Here is a 19,791-nt window from a genome sequence, read left to right on the forward strand (position 1 = left end):
GACCACGGACCGTTGTTCGTGCTTCACTCGCGCCTTCTATTCGCGTCGTGATTACCACCGCGTGAACGGTGTACTCGTTCATTTCGGCCTTCAGCGACAGCGCTGGCTAGCAATAGCAACAATCGCCTTTGCAAGAGCGGGGTATAATGTCGGTGGAACGTGTATTCGGACGAAGTCTCCATGAGTACAGTTAACAATCACCAACTCTCGGCCCGTGGTGTTCCAATCGACGTCAGCCATAGCCGTGAGCCGGAACTCTCGAGTGTCGACGAACAGGCCGCGATCCCGCGTGTACTCCTCGAACGATGAACTTCCTGGTGATTCTCCCACTGGTATTCGTTATGATCGCTGGGCCACAAATCCTCAGCGCCATCTTTCTGGCCACGAGCGAGGACTGGCGGCGGAATTCGGCCGCGTTCGTCTTCGGCGCCTCCCTCTCAATCAGTCTCGTCGTCACGCTCGCGTATTATCTCGGCAGTGGCGTTCGTCAGGGCGGGTCGAACCGCATGCTGCAACTGCTCGTGCTCGTCATTCTCCTCGCCGCGATGGTGAACGTCTACCTGAAGCGTGAGCAATCGGAGCCGCCAACGTGGATGGGGAAACTCGAGACCGCGACCCCGAAGTTCTCGTTCCAACTGGGATTCCTGCTGATGGGGTTCTTTCCGACCGACATTCTCACGTCGATCACCGTCGGGACCTACCTCGCGAGTCACGGCGATCCGCTTTGGCACGCAACCGGGTTTGTCTTACTGACGCTACTGTTTCTGGCCGTTCCATCGCTATCCCTGGTTATGATCGGCGACCGTGCGGAGACGATCCTTCCGAAGGTTCGCACGTGGATAAACACACATTCGTGGATCGTGAGCGAAATCGTGATCCTCATCTTTGTCGTGATCACGATCAACAACATCGTCGGGTGACTCTCTATCACAGGCAATAACGACCGTCGCGGTCGGCACTGAGACGGTATTGTCGACGATCCCGAGTACAGGTTAAGGTCGAAGAAACTCACGTTAACCGCCGGAAAGCTACTTTGCGAACTTTGTGGGGAGTTCGAGTGGAAATGTCGCGAAGATCTAACGCTAGTGGACAGGAGCGCCGGAGCACGAACCGTCGACGGTTTTTGAAAGCGACCGGAGGAGCGGGCGTCGCCGGCCTTGCAGGCTGTCTGGGTGGCGAGTCGACGGCAACCGCCACCACTTCCGAGGCTGACGATAGCAGCGACGAAGACGACGGGGGTGACGAGACGCCGACGGACACGATCACGCTCGGCGGATCGATGAGTCTCTCCGGCGACCTCTCCGACCTCGGACGGCTGTATGCGGACGCGTACGAACTGACCATAGAGCGGATCAACAACGCCGGCGGCGTCGAGGCAGGCGACGGGACCACCTACGACCTCGAGTTGGTCCTGCGAGACGACGAGAGCGACCCCTCGAGGAGCGAAGCTATCTACCAGGACCTTGTTGACCAGGCGGAGATCGACTACCTGGTGGGGCCGTACTCGAGCGGAATTACATTGCCGGCCAGTGACGTCGCGGCGAACGCCGAGCGGCCGATGGTTGCGGGTGGTGGCGCTAGCACACAGATATTCGAGCGTGGAAACGAGTGGATTTTCAGCCTGTTACCGACCGCCGACACCTACGCCACTACGAGCATCGAGATGGCGATGGCGCAGCCAGATCCACCATCATCGGCGGCGATCCTGGCCAAAGCGGATCCGTTCAACCAGGACGTTGCGGAGGGCGCACGCGGAAATCTGCAGTCGGCGGGAGTTGACATCGTCGTCGACGAGACGATCCCGGATGAGACGACCGACATCTCGACGTATCTCGCGCTCGTCGAGGATACCGACGCGGACGTGCTCCTCCTGTGCGGCTATCAGGACGACGTGGTGATCGCGGCCGAGCAACTGGCGAGTGAGAACGTCGACGTCAACATGGCGTGGGCACCGGGCGGCAACCTCACTGACTCGTTTAGAGAACAGACCGGAGAGAACGCCGACTACTGGTATGGCCCGTCGCCGTGGGTACCTACCGTCGACTCCGCGGACGACGTCTTCGGGTCGACGAGCGAGTTTATCTCGGCCATCGAGGGCGAGTACGGGTACGAACTCACCTATCACAGTGCGGCAGCCAGCGCCGTCGTCCAGACGTTCCAGCGTGCGTTCATGGCCGTCGACGAGCTGACCCCGAGGACCGTACGTGACGCCATCCGCGAGACTCAGTTCGAGAGTCTCTACGGGGCCGTTCAGTTCGACGAGGACGGCACCATCCCGAGAGAGATGGTCGTCAATCAGTGGCAGCCAGACACAGGCAGGCAACTCGTGTGGCCGGAGGAGATCAGCGAAGCTGATCCTATCTACCCGGCACCGACCTGGGATGAGCGATAGGACGTACCAGTGACAGATATCCAGATATTTTTTGCAGTCGGAATCGCACTCACCGCAGCCCTTTTCCTCGGAGAACTGGTCGGGCGTGCCGGAGAGCCCGTAATCCTCGGCGAGATCCTCGCGGGTGTCGCCCTCGGAGCGTACGCCCTCGAAATCGTCGACCCCGAGGGATCGTTCGCCCTGCTGGCGGCTATCGGTTCGATGCTGTTGTTGTTCGACGCCGGCTACGAGGAAATCGACGTCCAGCAACTCGAGCGAGGCGGACTCCCCGTTCTCATCATCGCGCTGTTCGGAGTCGGACTTCCGGCGGTTGGAGGTCTCGCGACGGGGCTGATATTCGGCTATCCGATGATTACGAGTCTCATACTGGCGATCACACTCGGTGTGACGTCAATCGGCGTCACTGCGCGAACCCTCCTCGACCTCGACCAGCTCGACACGGAGTACGGACTCCACGTCGTCGGGGCGGCAGTTACCGCCGAAATTCTCGGCCTCGTCGTGTTCTCGCTGTTAATGGCGACCCAACAGACGGGCGCTTCGACAGGTCAAATCGTCCGCATTCTCGGCCTCGTCGTCGCGTTTTTCGTCGGTGCATTCCTCGTCCAGTGGCTGCTGATCGACCGAATCTCCCGACTCCTCGCCGGCTCCCGTCAAACCGGTGCAGATATGATCGGGATCATGGGCCTCCTGTTTCTGTTCGGGTACGCCGCCGCCGCCGTCGGTCTGGACGTGATCGTCGGCGGGCTGGTCGCCGGACTAATCGTCAGCAGTGAACGTCGATTTCGCGAGACGGAGATCCGAGAGGGCATCGTCGGCATCGCCTACGGCGTCTTCATCCCGCTGTTCTTCGTCAACGTCGGGGCGCAGATGGACCCGACTGTCCTCCTTCAGTTCGATCAGCTCGTGATCGCAGTCGTCGCGGTCGGCGTCGTCGTCAAAGTCGGCGGGAGTTATCTCGGTGCGCGGCTGGCGGGGCATCCGCACGAGGAAGCGTTGATTGTCGGCGTTGGGATGCTCCCTCGAGCCGGCGTAGAGCTGGTCGTGGCCACCACTGCGCTCGCTGCTGGCCTCATCGACGAACGACTCTTTTCTGCGGTGCTCGCACTCGTGCTCGTGTCAGTGCTCGCAACGCCACTGCTCCTCAAACGTGCGATTCGCCGGACAGCTGCGTAACCGTATTCGCCTCCCTCTTGTTTCTCTGTCCCCATGCCGGCCCGTCGTTTTCACCGTGATGAGTTGATTACCAAGATGTTACTCTGCCCGAAAGATTGTATATGAATACTGTAATTCTCGCTGAATTAGGCGTTGAACGCACTCATGGCGCAGTTTGGAATGGGGTACATCGGCTGGCTGACAGCGTTCTTGACCCGCCGAGGGCGAAGCCCTCGCGGGTCGCGGTTGACGAGACCGCTGGCAAAATAAACGGAGAATGGTCTTGGTTATACGCTGCAATAGACCTCGATACGAAATTGATTCTCAACACCCAGTTATTCGGACGCCACGGCATCGATCCGGCGGCTGCGTTCCTGCATGGACTCCGCGAGAAACACGATCTCTCCGAGGCAGTGTTTCTCGTTGATTAGTTTGGCTATCGGAGTGCCCTTTGCGTGGTTAGGACTGAACGGTCGGGTTGACTATGCCGATCGAAATCTCATCGAAAAGTGATTTTACACATTCAAAATGCGCGTCGACCGTTTCCATAACTCATGGGTGGGCAGTCGGCGGAGCGCTCGCAAATGGATTGAACAATTTATGCATTACTACAACCGCCAAAGACCGCATCAATCGCTCGATGGACGAACGCCGGCTGAGGAGGTGCTAAACTAGACACTGCCGGATTACAAATAATGTCGAACAGCGGATGTACAACCACTACAAGAACCCAATGGTAGACTCCAACAGAGTTGTAAATAATGACTGTAAAATTATGAGTTCTGCAATATGATTGATTTTTTCCAGTATGGCTTTATACTGTGCTATCTGTCTTGAAATGCCTCGCTGTTGTTGCGAGGTAGCCACTGACAGCCGACTACTAAAACTGGCTGTCATACTTGTCTCCCCCATGGGACGGAATCAGACCATGTTCCCGTCTGTTTCGGTCTTTTGTGCACTAATGTTGTTCAGGGAGTACTATTTGATAGTGGGATTTAGACATTTGAGATGACTGTGGACGAATCACCACTAGCAAAGTATACAATCCTATTAACACATGTGGATTATATACTATCGTATGTGTCAGATTAGGGTCTGTCGTCTGTCTCAAAAAATATTTTTGCGTTTTACACGAAATCGAGGAGAAAGCCCACGACTGAAGTCGTGGGAGTAGTCACAAGCGGTATAGGAGAAGGCCCCGGGACTTGGCCCCGAGGCGATCCACGCCTGGCAAAAACACGGTGAAAATGTCTGAACTCAATCCTGGTTGGTCAAATCCAAAAATACGTTCTCAATAGCACCGTCAGATACGTTGAACAGGGCTTAGTCTTCTACCGAGGAGGAATCAGTCGTCTAAACAAGGCTCATGAGTTATAACTTGTGTTAAATCATTAAGGAACTTATGTCGAGAGAGTCAATTTCTGACAAACAGTCAGTTTCACATCATATAAATGATATCCGGTATCAGCGGAATCGGCCTGAATTCCAAGGTGCGTTCGCTCAGATGACCGGTGAATCTGACTTAGTGTTCGTAGAAGGGAAACTTCCGGTTGGTGAGGGCGAAGTCCAAAACGAACTACCTATAGAGCAACAAACTGGGTTGTGTTTAGAGCGCTTAGATGAGGAATTATCGCATCATGATCTTGGTTTGAATGACGTACTCGAGACGACTATGTACCTGTCTGAACTGGATTCGTATGAAGAGGCCAACGAAGCCTACATTCAATATTTCGAAAGCCTATATCCAGCCCGTACGACTATTGGCGTTGCTGAACTATTAGGTGGAGCCGGTATTATGGTTCGGGCCATCGCTGAAATGCCATAATATGGAGTAATGATTTTTCGGCCTTTTGTGCTAGATCTGCAACGGACTATCCCCAAAAATCATCCTTGAGGATTTGTCTCACTAACACCTATTATTATATTTTGACCAGGCAATATGCTACATGTAAAACTCCCATTATCGGTCGAGATACCGAAGTAACGCCAAGAGTGCCAATCCGGGAATAAGGACTAGTACGATTAACGAAGCTGCCATATCTGTTTGGCTGACGCCGAACTCCTCGCCGACGGTCCCGAATTCGATTGCAGCAAAAGTCAGAGCCAGCAGAATCACAAATACTGTCAAAGTAATGTTCGAGAGGCGCATACAAAACTGTGGGATGGGAACACACATGTATGTTGGGATCAGATTCGAGCCGAGCAGCGAGCGGATCAGGCGGGTCTATGTGGATAACATTTAGATCGTGCTATCCGGAAGGTATCCCAGTGTTAGTGTTTGATGAGCTATTTTCCATTTTTGTGGATAGCCTAATCAGATTCATGTACCTACACCATGTCCAAATTACCATGGTGTTTGTGAGCAGACCATTCACAATCATTGAACGGTAAATATTACAGACGTACTTTTGTAAAGGCATTCTATAATGGTTGATGATTTAGGAAGCGTGAGCGCTTAGCGTACAGAATATGGGCAATCTGGGACCTGTGTTTCGACTGAGGGAATGAGAGTTCCGCTTGGACGATTGTTCATCATTCTTGGATACCTTTACATGGGTGCACGTCACATATGTGTATGCATGGCAAAGACAAGCTCACAGGGGAAGATTGGGGCCGTGGAGACAGCGTTCGAAATCGTGGACACGCTCGAGTCGGAGAACACAATGGGTGTTTCGGAGGTTGCGACCGAACTCGACCTTCCGAAGAGTACAGCACATGTGTACCTGAAAACACTCGAGTCAGAGGGATACGCGATCAACGAGGATGGAAGATACCGTCTCAGTTTACGATTCTTAAAACATGGTGGAGAGGCACGGAATCGACTAAAGCTTTACCGGGCCGCCAAGAGCCATGTTGACGAGCTTGCAAACGAAACGGGTGAAGCAGGGAACCTTGGAGTCGAAGAACGGGGCCAACGAATTATTGTCTACAAGTCGGAAGTGAAAAACGCAATTTACGACAATACGCCGACGGGTGAGCACACAAATCTCCACTGGACAGCGTTGGGCAAAGCAATTCTGGCGCATCTTCCCGCCGATCGCGTTGACGAAGTCATTGACGAACACGGCTTGCCAAAACGTACTCAGAATACGATCACGGACCGAAACGAACTTGAGGTAGAACTTAACCAAATTCGAGAGCGGGGATACTCATTCGAGAAAGAGGAACGGCGGGAAGGCGTGACAGCCATCGCGGTTCCGATCCAGGATAAAGACGACCCGGAAACGGTCCATTCGGTTTCGATTTCGGGGCCAACGAAGCGGATCAAACGAGGGGGAACCGTCCGCTCGGACCTCATCGATGCCGTCAAACAGACTGCAAACGTGATCGAGTTACAGTATAATCACTACTGACGTAATCTTTTATATTGTGTAGACAAAGACTAGCATAGGATCACATGTATTGGTCTGTATTCAGCCGACTGTTTAGTAAGGGTGTGGTATCCCTATGAGTCGTAATGATCACGTCGAGACACCAGATCATTGCCGTGTGTTTCGGGACCGGCTTACCGAAGTCGGGGTCGATTCAACCATCATTCAGGCGACAGCGGTTGCCCACGAACTTGAGCAGCGACTCGAGTATCCTGCCGTCGGGGCGCCGCTTCGAATCACTGATGCGTCGTTGCCCGCTGAGATCGAAGACGAACCGACGCTCAAAGATCTCAAACGGGCTGCAGCCGGTGCCACATCAGCTTGTCTCGGCGTCGCGTCGCAGGGGAGTATCGTCGTTACGCCGAACGTGCAACTGGATGGGCCGGTGAGTCTCTATCCACCGAAACACATTGCTGTGTTACAGGTGTCCGATATCGTACCGGACACCGCGAGCGCGCTTGAAGAACTCTCATCTCAGTTTGCCACGGGGGCAAACGATGCAGTATTCATTACGGGGCCGTCCTCAACGGGGGATATGGGTAAATCCGTTGTCGGGGTTCATGGACCAGCGGAACTGGAGGTGTTACTTGTCGAATGACGACAGATCACGATAACAAGGCGGCGGAGCTTCGACACTTGATTGAGACCGAAGGCGAAACAATTGAGCAAAACACGAAACTGAATAATCGCCGGCGCTATGAGGCGATCAATGAGATCGGAGACGAGCGCCATGAAGCGTTGCGGACGCACGCACGCTCGATCAAAGAAGACGCGATCGAGCGACTACCCGAATTGATCGAGCAGTTACGCAGCAGCGTCGAGGCAAATGGTGGAACGGTCTACGTTGCTCAGGACGAAGCTGACGCGAACCGGTATATCGAGCAGGTTGCTGACGACGTTGACGCATCGTCGCTCGTCAAGAGTAAGTCGATGACGACGGAGGAACTCGATCTTAACGCCCATCTCGAGGATTCGGGTGTCGACGTGTTCGAAACCGATCTTGGTGAACTCGTGATTCAGGTCGCGGACGAGGAGCCGTCACATATCGTGGGTCCAAGTCTCCACAAATCCCGTGAGGAAATTGCTGAGTTATTCGAGGTCGAATTCGCGGATGAGTTCGAAGAGCCTCCACAGACTGCTGAGGAGTTGACGCAGTTCGCTCGTGACTATCTAGCAGAGCGAATCACGGAGGCGGATATCGGCATGACCGGGGCGAATTTCATGATCGCGGAGTCAGGGTCGATCGCGTTAATCACGAACGAGGGGAATGCCCGAAAGGTGGTCGAAGAGACGAATACGCACATCGCCGTCGGCGGGGTCGAGAAGATTATTCCGACCCTTAGAGACCTTGAGCCATTTGTGGAACTTGTTGGCCGCTCGGGGACGGGCCAGCCGATTACGGCCTACACGTCGATCCTTTCACCGCCGATTAATACGCCACCGATCGATCGCGCGAATACTGAGGACGATATCGATGCGGATCCAGAGCGGGAGTTCCACCTGGTGTTAATCGACAACGGTAGGATGGATATGCGCGAGGACGATGTGCTCCGAGAGACACTGTACTGTGTACGTTGTTCGGCGTGTCTCAACTCATGTGCGAATTTCCAGCACGTCGGCGGTCATGCCTTCGGTGGGGAGACCTACACGGGTGGCATTGCGACAGGGTGGGAAGCCGGAGTCCATGAACAGGAGTCGGCCGCGGAGTTCAACGATCTCTGTACTGGTTGTTCGCGTTGTGTCAACCAGTGCCCGGTCAAAATCGACATTCCCTGGATCAACACCGCTGTTCGAGACCGGATCAATCGATCAGGCGACGAATCACTTACCGATCCGATTTACGAAGGGCTCACGCCGGATGAAGAAGACGGCGGCGTCAATCTCCAGAAGCGACTGTTCGGTAACTTCGGGACGCTCGCGAAGGTCGGAAGCGCGACTGCGCCACTTTCAAACTGGCTCGCAAGCGCCGGCCCGACCCGGACTGCGATGGACAAATTGATTGGTGTTGACCGTCGTCGAGAGTTGCCGACGTTCCAGCGGACGACGCTAGTCGACTGGTTTGACGCGCGAGGAGGTGCGATTGAGCGAACGACGGCGGCGACCGACCGTGAGGTTGTTCTCTATCCCGACATCTACACGAACTATATTGCCATCGAACGTGGGAAAGCTGCAATTCGGGCACTCGAAGCACTTGGGATCTCAGTAATACTTAGCGAGCCGATCGAGAGTGGCCGCGCGCCGCTTTCCCAGGGAATGATTGAGACGGCTCGCGGGAAGGCGAGCAACGTGCATACCAGTCTCGTCGAGCATATCGACGCCGGTCGGGATGTGGTCGTCATCGAACCGAGCGACCTCGCAATCTTCCGCGACGAGTACGAACGGCTGCTTCCCGAGGCGTCATACGAGAGACTGTCGGAGCACAGCTACGAGATTCTCGAGTACATCTATGGGTTGCTCGAGCAGGAGGGACTCGATCCTGATACGCTGGCCGGACCGACTGAAACAGGCGGAGATCTAGTTGCCTACCACAGCCACTGTCAGCAACGGACGCTCGGACTTGAGGCTCATAGCATTGCTGTCCTTGAGCGCCTCGGCTACGCAGTCGAGACGAGCGACGTCGAGTGTTGCGGGATGGCCGGTTCGTTCGGGTACAAATCGCAGTACTACGAACTCTCAATGGATGTTGGTTCAGATCTTCAGGCACAGTTCGATGAGATCGATGCAGACCACGTTGTCGCGAGCGGTACGTCCTGTACGGAACAGATCGAGTCACTGATCGAGCGGCGACCACCCCACGTCATCGAACTTGTCGCCCCTCAATAAGTCGGTCGAGCACGCATCACCGCACGGATCAACCAGCGTCTATAGCTGGTTTGGGTCAGGAACTTCCCTACAGAAGGATTTAATGAGTGTGCCCCTGTAGTTCAGAGTGGAGTATCACAATGAGTCTCGAGAACAAAACGATCGCGATCATCGCATCGAACGAGTTCGAGGACATCGAACTCGAGTATCCGCTGTTGTACCTGAGCCACCAGGGTGCTGATATTAAGCTGGTGCCAGTTCAATCTGGGCATCATCCACGCCCGGCGCTCACTGCAACTGAATCAAAGCCTGTCACCGGCCGATTCGGCACGCCGTTGCCACCGGAGGTGATGGCCGAGGGCAACCGCTACGAAACGGTTGACTTCGAGGACTTGACTCTTGAGGATCTGGATTGTGTGCTGTACCCAGGTGGGTTCTCTCCGGACCATCTGCGAGTTGTTCCGGAGGTTGTCGAGTTTACTCGCGAAGCCTATGAGGAGGGGCTGATCGTTGCCTCAATCTGTCATGGGCCGTGGATGCTGGTAGAAGCGGATCTCGCGGAAGGCCGCGATATCTGTGCCTACGAAGCAATTCACACTGACCTCGAGAACGCCGGCGCGACGGTAGTTGACGAACCGGCGGTACAGGACGGCAACATCGTCACCGGTCGCGTCCCGGACGATCTGCCGGAGTTTAGCGAGGCCGTCGAAGCGGCTCTCGAGGACCACGAGGCGGAACCACCGACGGCCTGACTGTCGAATACCTTTATATTTCTCGCGGTCAAGTCGTCGGTATGGCGTCGACAATTGTACCCAGCGTGCGGTGTCGCATCGGTGAGGGAGTACTGGTCCATCCTGAGCGAGACGACGTTTACTGGCTCGACATTCCGACGGGCGAACTATACCGTTATGACCCGGCAACGGGTAATCACGATCGATTCCAGATGGAGCCGCCGGTCGGCGGATTCACGTTTCAGGAAGATGGTTCGATACTACTGTTCGGTAGCGGCGGTCGTATCATCCGCTGGAATGATGGCGAAACATCGGTCGTGGTGGATGGTATCGAGGCCGAAGCGGGAATGCGTTTCAACGACGTGATTGCCGACCCACGAGGGCGGGTGTTTGTCGGGTCAATGACCGATGATGATCACTCCCTTGGACGGCTCTATCGGCTAGACACCGACGAAACGATGACCCAACTTGAGGAGGGAATCGAACTTCCGAATGGGATGGGATTCTCACCGGACGCTGAGACGTTCTACCTCGCGGAGACGAATACGAACCGGATTTACGCATACGACTACGAGGTCGAAACCGGTGACCTCTCGAATCGACGGGTGTTCAGCGAGCGAAACGAGCGCGGCAACTACGACGGTCTGACGGTCGATTCCGAAGGCGGCGTCTGGGTTGGTCTCTGGGACGGCGGCTCTGTTGTTCGACTGACGTCGGATGGCCAACCCGAAGAACGACTCGAGGTCCCCGCCCAGAACATCACAACGCTCAGTTTCGGAGGAGAGGATCGTCGGACGGCCTATGTGAACTCTGCGAGCTTCGAAGCGCCGTTGTCTGACGTGGCTGCCGGACACCTATTCGCCCTCGAAATGCCCGTCTCGGGCAGCGCGGAGTATTACTCGGACGTGACCGAATAGCTGTCTGTGTCGATTCACGGTTTTGTTCGTAGTGGTATTCGGAATTGAGATCGTGATGCGTTTTCGGTTGTATCCCCGAAGATGTCCGCTCCAGTCACCACACTGAAAGTCCGTGCTGAGCGATCAATTGTCCTCAAGCGCACCTCTGATGTGTCGTGAGGAAGCGGGGGACAGTTGTCCGCAAAAAGTAGGGCTGCGGTTGGCAGACCGTTGTTCGATTCGTTTGTTCTCGATTACTCCCTCAGTCTGTCGTGATCAATCAACGGGATCGTAGTCTGCTGGATAGTGAAGCCGGCCAGTATCGGCGTGCCACTCGAAGCCGGCATCAAGCAGGACCTGCTGGCCAGCCTCGATGTCAAATTCGAACGTCGGAACGTCCTCGGTGTACCAGAACTCGAGGTCCGGTGCGACCGGCGCGTGAGTGACCTCTGCGAAACCATCGGCACCGACGTCAACGATATCATCGCGTGGGATTGTATGGGCGCACGCTTGGCGGAGATCGATGTTTGCGAACGGTTCGCGACGTTGATTCCACGTAATGTAGTGGAGTGAGGTCATGTTCGCGTTCTGAAGTGCGATTCCATCTTCGTCCTCAAGGTCCACGAGTTGATCCGCAGGTAGATCGAAGTTAACCAAGTCGACTTCGCCAGTCGTGACAAGGCTGGCCGACGAGGATGCGTCGGCGGACTCGAGTCGGATCAATTCCTCGACGTTTGGTTCGTGGTGGTGCCCATCGTGACGGCTCAGACGAACCTCTTCACCGGGTTCGAACGCTTCGAACTGGAAGGGACCGCTGCCGATAAGGTCCTCATCGATGTCAATCTCGCTAGGATCTTCACCCTCCCAAACGTGCTGTGGAATGAGGTGGGCTTCGGCTCCAGCGAGCACTTCTGACTCCCATGTTGCGTCGGGTTGAGAGAGTTCAAACGTAACATCGAGGTCCGTTTCGGCCTCAGCACTTTCGAAGTTCGTCGCAACCGCTTGGAAGTCAGGACTGTTCTCGTCAGAGTACTCGAACGTAAACGCGACGTCTTCAGCCGTCACCGGTTCTCCATCATGCCATTCCATTCCCTCACGAAGCGTAATCTCATAGGTGGTATCGTCGGCCCATCCGAACTCTTCGGCCGCCCAACTCGAGGGCATGTAGTCGTTGTCCGGATCCGGGTGCATCAACCGATCGTAAATGAGTCGGATCATGTCACGAGACGAGCGAGCCTCGAGGCCAGTGACGGGGTTGAGTGTTGGCAGCTCTTCGTGGCTGGCGATGGTGAGCATATCATCGCCTTCGGCTCCGCCATCGAGTTCGAGATTGACCATGTTCCAGATACTGGCCAGGCCGTCCTCGAGGACTTCTTGAACGTTACTGACTCGATCTTCGTTGTACGGCATTGCCCGGTCTTGGACGGCAATCGGTGAGATAACCTGCTCTTCCATCAGATACTCGTACATCTCGTGGACGATTTCTTGCCGATCGTCTTCGTCGACAGCTTCGCGCTGTTCCGCCATCCACTCTTCGTACTCTTCGCTATCGTGTCCGGACGTGTTATCTCCACCTTCACCGAGTGCGGCTTGAGAAAACGCACGAAGGAGGGCGTCGGGATCGTATCCGTCGAGGTAACGCATCGGGGCACAGTCGAAATCCCGCGTGTCGAACACCCGCTCGAGGTGTGCGTCGAGAGCGCGAGAGTTGTAATCGACTTCGAGTCCGAGCTCTTCCATGTAACCAGCATGTTCTTCGCCGTACCAGTACCGAAGCGGTGAATCGGGATCAAGGTTTTCGTACGCGACCGTGGGAACCTCTTCACCATCCGGATCTTCAGCGACACCCTCTTCGGGCGCTGTGTCTTCGTCGTCTCCACCGACACACCCGGTAACCGTCACGACGCCTGCAACCCCTGCTGCTTGTATAAATCGTCGTCGGGTCTGGCCATTCTGTACGCTTAACTGCACCTGTCTGGCATTGTCTACCATATCTGTGTGATAGATTCGTCCACCATAATAAAATTTTATACGGTATTCTGCCCCCTACTATGATAATCTATGGTCAACATTTGGTATTAAAACCTTTCCAACGTCTATATCGCCTTTCAGTCACTCTCAGGTGGTAATTCAATCGGTGGGGAACCGGGTTCGTGAAATCACCCTTACCAATTTTCGACCTCGAGCCAAAACCGAGACGGTTCATCGTCATTGTGTCGGGGCAATTGTCTCTGTGACCATCATAACTTATTTATCATAGTATTACGCACGTCAACATGTGACAGTGATACGAGAAACAAGCGTGCAGCAAACAGTCTCGCGAACAACAACCCGTCAGTTGGAACTGTCGTGGAATCGGAGTGATCGTCTTCAGAATCGAATACAGGTGTAATCGATAATGAATATGCAACGTTATGTGGCCAGACGAATCGGGCAACTGATGGTCACTTACTTCGCGTTCCTGACGCTGCTCTTCGTCATCTTTCGACTTGCACCGGGGGATCCGACGACAATGTTCCTCCTTGAAGGAATGACTCCCGAAGAGCGCGAGGCAATTCTTCAACGGTGGGGGCTTGATCAGCCCTTGTACGTACAGTACTACGAGTACCTCGGACAATTGTTGACGCTTGATCTAGGTCAATCGATCCGATATGAACAGCCGGTGACCGACATTCTTTGGACCCGGTTCTGGAACACGGTGTTGCTCATGGGGCCCGCTTTCTTCCTATCCTACATCATCGGCGTAGGTATCGGCGCGTTCATGGGCTGGGTTCGCGGGACCGTCAAAGAGAAAGGTGGCATCGTGCTCACGCTCATCGCCCGCTCCTCGCCGGAGTTCTGGACGGGTATTGTCCTGCTGACCGTGTTCTCGTTCTGGCTCGGATGGTTCCCCTCGGGCGGCATGCGAGCTCCTGGATACGAGGCCGCGACGTTCTGGGACCGATACCTTTCGCTGGATTTCGTTCACCACATGATACTGCCGCTCATGACCGGCGTCGTCTTCTACATGGCGACGCCTGCGCTGTTGATGCGCAGTAGCATGATCCAGGTGTTGAATTCCGATTTCATCGAGATCAAGAAAGCAGAGGGACATCCAGAATGGATTATCCTCTACAAGTACGCGGCGCGAAACTCCATCCTTCCCATCACGACTGTCGTGGCAATCGTTGTTGGTGTGGCACTTGGCGGCTCGCTCGTCATCGAGACGATCTTCAGTTGGCCGGGAATGGGCCGGGAGATGGTTGACTCGGTACAGTACAACGATTATCCAGTTGCACAGGCGGTGTTCTTCCTGATGGGTAGTGTAGTTATCTTCATGAACTTTGTCGCCGACATCGTGTACGTTTACCTGGATCCACGGGTGAAATACGAATGAGCAGCGAGACACAACCGAAGTCAGAAACAGGAACGGCGAATCGGTTCGTCAGTAAGCGACGGATGAAGAAGCTATCACAGGATCTCTCGACGCTTTGGAGAGTGATTCGAAGAGATCGCCTCGCGGTTATCGGTGTCGGAATACTCGTCGTGTATCTGGCTGTTGCCGCCTTCGGTGAACTCCTTGCGCCACACGAACCAGGTGAGACACAGCGGGCAGGCGGCGAAGTGCTTCGAACCGAGGGACCGACGGCCGGTTACTGGTTCGGAACGACGAACTACGGCGAAGATATCCTTTCGCAGGTCATTATATCGACGCGCGTTTCGGTCATGGTCGGACTGGCCGCCGCGGCGATGGCGGTCTTCATCGGTGCGAACGTGGCCCTGATCAGTGCCTATTACGGGGGCTGGGTTGACGACATCCTCATGCGAGTCGTCGACATCGCATACGGGCTGCCGTTCCTCCCGTTCGTGATCGTACTGGTATTCATCCTCGGCGCGAACATCTGGAACATCATCATCGTTATTGCAGCCATCCTATGGCGCGATTCCGCACGGGTCGTTCGGTCTGAAGTACTCTCGCAGAAACAGCGACCCTACGTGAAATCTGCCCGTGCCATTGGGGCGAGCGATATTCGAATCATGTATCGGCACATTCTCCCCAACGTGTTGCCGCTTATCGGCCTCTATGCCGCGTTTGCGGTCGCCTACGCAATCATCTACGAAGCCAGCATTGCGTTCCTTGGATTCGGCGACCCAACGCTTTACTCGTGGGGACAAATGCTGTTCCAGGCCTACCAGTCCGGCGCGATCCGCTACGCCTGGTGGTGGGTCCTGCCACCGGGTGTTGCCCTCATGCTGATCGTAATGGCCGTCTTCTTCATTGGACGGGCGCTCGAACAAATCACTAATCCGGAGTTGAGACACTAATGCTCGAAATCAACGATCTCAAGACGTACTACGAAACCGACGACGGCAAGTTCGTACATGCCGTCGACGGCGTCTCGATCAACGTTGAGGAACAGGAAACACTCGGACTCGTCGGCGAGTCCGGCTGTGGCAAGACAACGCTTGCGAAGTCGATCATCCGGTTGTTACCTCGAAACGGTGAGGTTGTCGACGGCGAAGTTTCGCTTCACGGCAAAGAAATCACCGAGATGAGCGACAAAGAACTCCGCCAGGAGATTCGGTGGACGGAAATTTCGATGATCCCGCAGACGGCAATGAACGGGTTTGACCCCGTAAAGACCGTCGGAAAGCAGATCGTCGACGTCATCCGTCGTCACGAGGATACGCCCAAAGCCGAAGCACGGGAGCGGGCCAAAGAGCTGTTTGAGAACCTTGGCCTCGAGGGGAGTCGAATTGACGATTATCCCCACCAGTTCTCCGGTGGGATGGCTCAACGGGCGATGATTGCGATGGCACTTGCCCTGTCGCCGTCGATTATCCTGGCCGACGAGCCAACCACAGCACTCGACGTGATGATCCAAGATCGGATTCTCCGCCAGATCGACGAGCTACAAGAGGAGTTCGAGACAGCGATGATTATGATTACACACGACATGTCCGTCGTTTCGGAGAACTGTGACAAGATTGCCGTGATGTACGGTGGTCGCGTCGCCGAGTATGCCGACGCGCGGACAGTCATCAAGCAGCCACGCCATCCCTATACGATGGGGATGCGAAACGCGTTCCCCGACATCTCACAGGACTCGCAGGATCTCATTTCGATTCCTGGTACGCCGCCGGAGGTGACCGATCCAGACGAGGGATGTCGTTTCGCACCACGGTGTCCGTTCGCAGAGGACGATTGCTGGGATGTGACGCCTGAACCGGAAGAGTACGATGGGCAGGTTGTCCGCTGTCACCGCTCAGACGAAGCCGAAGAGTTGCGGGAGCTTGCAAAGAAGAAAGAGACGTGGATGGACGAACCGGCCGAAGCCGAGTCGTCGGAGTCTGACGACCGGCGCGGTGACACGCTGACGGAGGTGAACGATGACTAACTCGGCACCGAATGGCGACCCGAAAGTACGGACACAGGGACTGAAAAAGCAGTTCAGCGCGGACACCAATCTGCTCTCGAGGCTGCTCGGAACCGGCGAAGAAGAGACGGTCAAAGCAGTCGACGGCGTTGACCTTGAGATCTACGAGGGTGAGTCGCTTGGTATCGCCGGTGAGTCCGGCTGTGGGAAGAGTACGCTGGGTGAAACGCTTCTCCAGTTGTACGAACCCACGGATGGCCAGATATTCTTCGATGGACAGGATATTACAGGTATGGAGTCGATCGACGACGCCGAGTTCCGGACCGAGGCGCAGATTATTCAGCAGGATCCCTACCAGTCGATCAATCCGCGCTTTACGGTCTACAACTGGGTCAAAGAGCCACTCGACGTTCACGGAATTGGTTCCGAGAAAGAGCGTGAACGACGCGTCCTCGAGGCAATCGAGATGGCCGGTTTGCAGCCAGCGGAGGCGTTTGCCAACGAGTACCCGACGGAACTTTCGGGCGGTGAGCGCCAGCGCGTCGGGATCGCGCGAGCGATTGTCTTGCGGCCGTCGTTTATGGTGGCTGACGAGCCGACGAGTATGCTCGACGTAAGCGTTCGTGCGAGTATTCTGGACACGCTCAACCGGCTCCAAGCGGAGTTGGATCTGGCGATCATGTACATTAGCCACGATCTCTCACTGCTGAAACACACTTGCGATCGAATTGCGATCATGTATCTCGGGAGAGTCGTTGAGCAGGGGCCGGCGACGGAGGTCATTAACGATCCGAAACACCCCTACACGAAGGCACTCGTCTCCTCGACGCCGATCGTTGATCCAGACGAAGATCGCGAGCCGATCGAGATCGAAGGCGAGGTACCCGATCCGGTCGATCTCGCGCCTGGCTGTCGGTTCGCGCCGCGCTGTCCCGAGGCCCGTGAAGAGTGTCGGGCGGACGAACCCCACATGTACGATGTCGGTGAGGGCGAGCACATCGCCCGCTGTGTCCTCTACGACGACGATATCGACGCGGAAGTAACGATGGGAATGGGAACAAACGACGCGAACGCGGATACGGAAGCTGAAATCGGCTCGGACTGAATTCGCGACGTTTTTCTTTTGTTCGACCTCGGAGCAAGGTTTGACCGGAACGGAGCGTCCAACTGCTTGAGTTGGACTAATTACTCCCTGATTGTCGCCTATCGAACCGTGTAGCCACCATCGATAGTGATTGATTCGCCAGTGACGTACGACGCGGCGTCGGAGGCGAGATAGACCGCGAGCGACCCAATGTCTTCTGGTTGGGCCATCTCTTCCTGTAGCATACCGTCGTACCAGACGGCGGCCATCTCAGGATCGGTCTCGAGGACACCCTCAATCAAATCCGTGCGGACATAACCGGGATTGATCGTATTAACGCGAATGCCGTACTCAGCCCACTCCGACGCGAGTTGGCGGGTGAGCCCATCGACACCGGATTTTGAGGCCTGATAACTGGCCTGAGGTTGTGGATGGTTCGCGATGAATGAAGAGATTGAGGAGACGGTGATGACCGAGCCACCGTCGTTGTCGATCATCTCCCGGCCCACGCGCTTCGAACACAGGTACGCTCCAGTAAGGTTTGACTCGAGAACGTTACTCCACGTCTCGAGGGTCATCTCTTCGGCAGGGGCGTTTCGGACGATACCGGCGTTGTTGACCAACACGTCGACCGAACCGAACGCGTTGACTGTGGCTTTAACCAGTTGGTCAACGTCGTCCTCATCGGTGATGTCTGCCGGAATCGCTTCAACGGTCGCATCGGTTTCCGTGGCGATGTCGGTGGCGGCCTTTTGACCTCTCTCACCATCTCGGTTCGCAATTACGACGTCTGCGCCGGCTGTGGCGAGTGCCGTCGCGATTCCTTTTCCGATGCCCCGGTTCCCGCCAGTCACGATCGCGGTGTTACCTGCGAGGCTAAATTGCTCGAGAACGCTCATACCTCCATTATTGATTGCGGATAGCATAAATGATAGGACGATCAGAACACGGAACTATAGTAGCTACTGACAGTCAGTGCACACCCAATCGCACGACGGCTATGCGATTGGGCGTAAACAGTTTCAGTTGTTACTATAGGCCCCGAGAACCATCACGCGGGTGGCCCGAGGATTTATGTGAGAGATCACTGATATACGGTCACATGGAACTCGCGCTTACGGAGAAGACAGCAATCGTCACCGGCGGCAGTCAGGGTATCGGTCGAGCAATCGCGGCATCGCTCGCCACCGAGGGTGCGTCGGTTGTAATTGCAGCGCGCACCAACCCGGAAGCCGCCGCCGCAGAGATTGAGGAGACGGCTGCGTCGGCCAGCGGAAACGTGCTCGGTGTCGCGGCGGACGTTACCGATCCCGACGATGTCGACCGCCTCGTGGAAACGACGCTTGAGGCGTACGGGGAGATCGACGTGCTCGTCAACAACGTTGGCATCGTTGGCAGCGAGAGGCCGTTTCACGAGATACCCGACGAAGAGTGGAATCGCGTTCTTGAGACGAATATTATGTCCACGGTTCGCGTCACGCGAACAGTGTTGTCGCATATGCGCGATCGCGGTTCGGGATCCATTATTAACATCACCTCCGAGGCGGGAACCCAGCCAGATCCCTTCAAGACGCACTATGACGCGAGCAAGGCGGCAATGATTAACATGACGAAGAACCTTTCAAAGACCTACGGCGAGGAGGGAATCCGTGTCAACGCGGTCTCCCCGGCGACGACAAAGACGCCGCTTGTCGAGGACATTTTCGAAGAACGTGCCGAAGAAACAGGCAAACCGATCGAACGGGTCGAACAGGCGTTTCTCGAGGAGGAGAAACCAGGTGTAGTCACGGGGCGACTCGGCAAGCCAGAGGATGTTGGGAACGTAGTTGCGTTCCTAGCATCCGACAAGGCAGAGTTCGTCCACGGTGCAAACTGGCGTGTTGACGGTGGATCTATCTGGACGATGGACGCCTAGGCGAACTCGTTATTCTTTTGCCGCGCTCGTCTCGAGCGACAATGACGTCTCAACTGTTTCCCCGGCCTCGAGATGATTCGCCGTTCCGCGC

Annotated in this window: 17 protein-coding genes and 1 pseudogene; 16 read left to right on the plus strand and 2 right to left on the minus strand. The window is 55.6% G+C overall.

Annotated elements, in window-relative coordinates:
* The first annotated feature begins 180 nt into the window (after positions 1 to 180).
* From G6M89_RS22585 to G6M89_RS15345, 11 genes and pseudogenes are all read left to right on the plus strand, one after another.
* Positions 181 to 309, plus strand: a complete 129-nt coding sequence (locus G6M89_RS22585; protein ID WP_255488202.1) for a hypothetical protein — start codon at positions 181 to 183, stop codon at positions 307 to 309.
* Positions 306 to 920: a GAP family protein gene (locus G6M89_RS15300; RefSeq protein WP_165162760.1), complete on the plus strand. Its 615-nt coding sequence runs from the start codon at positions 306 to 308 to the stop codon at positions 918 to 920. The genes G6M89_RS22585 and G6M89_RS15300 overlap by 4 nt, the downstream gene beginning before the upstream one ends.
* Positions 921 to 1,063: 143 nt before the next feature.
* Positions 1,064 to 2,392: an amino acid ABC transporter substrate-binding protein gene (locus G6M89_RS15305; RefSeq protein WP_165162762.1), complete on the plus strand. Its 1,329-nt coding sequence runs from the start codon at positions 1,064 to 1,066 to the stop codon at positions 2,390 to 2,392.
* A 9-nt stretch (positions 2,393 to 2,401) separates the two neighbouring features.
* The gene (locus G6M89_RS15310) at positions 2,402 to 3,565 is read left to right on the plus strand and encodes a cation:proton antiporter (RefSeq protein WP_165162763.1); all 1,164 of its coding nucleotides are present in this window, start codon (positions 2,402 to 2,404) and stop codon (positions 3,563 to 3,565) included.
* A gap of 113 nt (positions 3,566 to 3,678) precedes the next feature.
* Positions 3,679 to 4,219, plus strand: a pseudogene (locus tag G6M89_RS15315) (IS6 family transposase); the annotation flags it as partial.
* Between the two features lie 727 nt (positions 4,220 to 4,946).
* Complete coding sequence (locus G6M89_RS15320; protein WP_165162765.1) at positions 4,947 to 5,369, plus strand: RidA family protein; 423 nt, start codon at positions 4,947 to 4,949, stop codon at positions 5,367 to 5,369.
* A gap of 754 nt (positions 5,370 to 6,123) precedes the next feature.
* Positions 6,124 to 6,897 (plus strand): IclR family transcriptional regulator, encoded by a 774-nt coding sequence (locus G6M89_RS15325; RefSeq protein ID WP_165162767.1) that lies wholly within the window; start codon positions 6,124 to 6,126, stop codon positions 6,895 to 6,897.
* Between the two features lie 94 nt (positions 6,898 to 6,991).
* Positions 6,992 to 7,513 (plus strand): LUD domain-containing protein, encoded by a 522-nt coding sequence (locus G6M89_RS15330; RefSeq protein WP_165162769.1) that lies wholly within the window; start codon positions 6,992 to 6,994, stop codon positions 7,511 to 7,513.
* Positions 7,510 to 9,738 carry an LUD domain-containing protein gene (locus tag G6M89_RS15335; RefSeq protein ID WP_165162771.1) on the plus strand — a complete coding sequence of 743 codons (2,229 nt, stop codon included), beginning with the start codon at positions 7,510 to 7,512 and terminating at the stop codon, positions 9,736 to 9,738. The genes G6M89_RS15330 and G6M89_RS15335 overlap by 4 nt, the downstream gene beginning before the upstream one ends.
* A gap of 119 nt (positions 9,739 to 9,857) precedes the next feature.
* Positions 9,858 to 10,469: a DJ-1/PfpI family protein gene (locus tag G6M89_RS15340; RefSeq protein ID WP_165162772.1), complete on the plus strand. Its 612-nt coding sequence runs from the start codon at positions 9,858 to 9,860 to the stop codon at positions 10,467 to 10,469.
* A 41-nt stretch (positions 10,470 to 10,510) separates the two neighbouring features.
* Entirely contained in the window at positions 10,511 to 11,365 is an 855-nt protein-coding gene (locus G6M89_RS15345; RefSeq protein WP_165162773.1) for an SMP-30/gluconolactonase/LRE family protein, read from the plus strand.
* A gap of 255 nt (positions 11,366 to 11,620) precedes the next feature.
* Here G6M89_RS15345 and G6M89_RS15350 read toward each other — a convergent pair whose 3' ends face one another.
* Complete coding sequence (locus G6M89_RS15350; RefSeq protein ID WP_165162774.1) at positions 11,621 to 13,336, minus strand: ABC transporter substrate-binding protein; 1,716 nt, start codon at positions 13,334 to 13,336, stop codon at positions 11,621 to 11,623.
* Between the two features lie 412 nt (positions 13,337 to 13,748).
* Here G6M89_RS15350 and G6M89_RS15355 point away from each other — a divergent pair, with 412 nt between their 5' ends.
* The 4 genes from G6M89_RS15355 to G6M89_RS15370 are packed head-to-tail and all read left to right on the plus strand — an operon-like array spanning position 13,749 to position 17,806.
* Entirely contained in the window at positions 13,749 to 14,720 is a 972-nt protein-coding gene (locus G6M89_RS15355; RefSeq protein WP_255488209.1) for an ABC transporter permease, read from the plus strand.
* Positions 14,717 to 15,649, plus strand: coding sequence for an ABC transporter permease (locus G6M89_RS15360; protein ID WP_165162776.1), 933 nt, complete (start codon positions 14,717 to 14,719; stop codon positions 15,647 to 15,649). Before G6M89_RS15355 ends, G6M89_RS15360 begins: the two co-directional genes overlap by 4 nt.
* On the plus strand, positions 15,649 to 16,722 hold the full coding sequence (locus G6M89_RS15365) for an ABC transporter ATP-binding protein (RefSeq protein WP_165162777.1): 1,074 nt from the start codon (positions 15,649 to 15,651) through the stop codon (positions 16,720 to 16,722). Before G6M89_RS15360 ends, G6M89_RS15365 begins: the two co-directional genes overlap by 1 nt.
* Positions 16,715 to 17,806 (plus strand): ABC transporter ATP-binding protein, encoded by a 1,092-nt coding sequence (locus G6M89_RS15370; protein WP_165162778.1) that lies wholly within the window; start codon positions 16,715 to 16,717, stop codon positions 17,804 to 17,806. Before G6M89_RS15365 ends, G6M89_RS15370 begins: the two co-directional genes overlap by 8 nt.
* 98 nt (positions 17,807 to 17,904) lie before the next feature.
* Here G6M89_RS15370 and G6M89_RS15375 read toward each other — a convergent pair whose 3' ends face one another.
* Positions 17,905 to 18,684: an SDR family NAD(P)-dependent oxidoreductase gene (locus G6M89_RS15375; RefSeq protein ID WP_165162779.1), complete on the minus strand. Its 780-nt coding sequence runs from the start codon at positions 18,682 to 18,684 to the stop codon at positions 17,905 to 17,907.
* Positions 18,685 to 18,887: 203 nt separating this feature from the next.
* On the opposite strand from G6M89_RS15375, the gene G6M89_RS15380 reads away from it, so the two are divergent.
* On the plus strand, positions 18,888 to 19,700 hold the full coding sequence (locus G6M89_RS15380; RefSeq protein ID WP_165162780.1) for an SDR family NAD(P)-dependent oxidoreductase: 813 nt from the start codon (positions 18,888 to 18,890) through the stop codon (positions 19,698 to 19,700).
* The last annotated feature ends 91 nt before the right edge of the window (positions 19,701 to 19,791 follow it).

It is taken from the genome of Natronolimnobius sp. AArcel1 (assembly GCF_011043775.1).
GTDB lineage: Archaea > Halobacteriota > Halobacteria > Halobacteriales > Natrialbaceae > Natronolimnobius.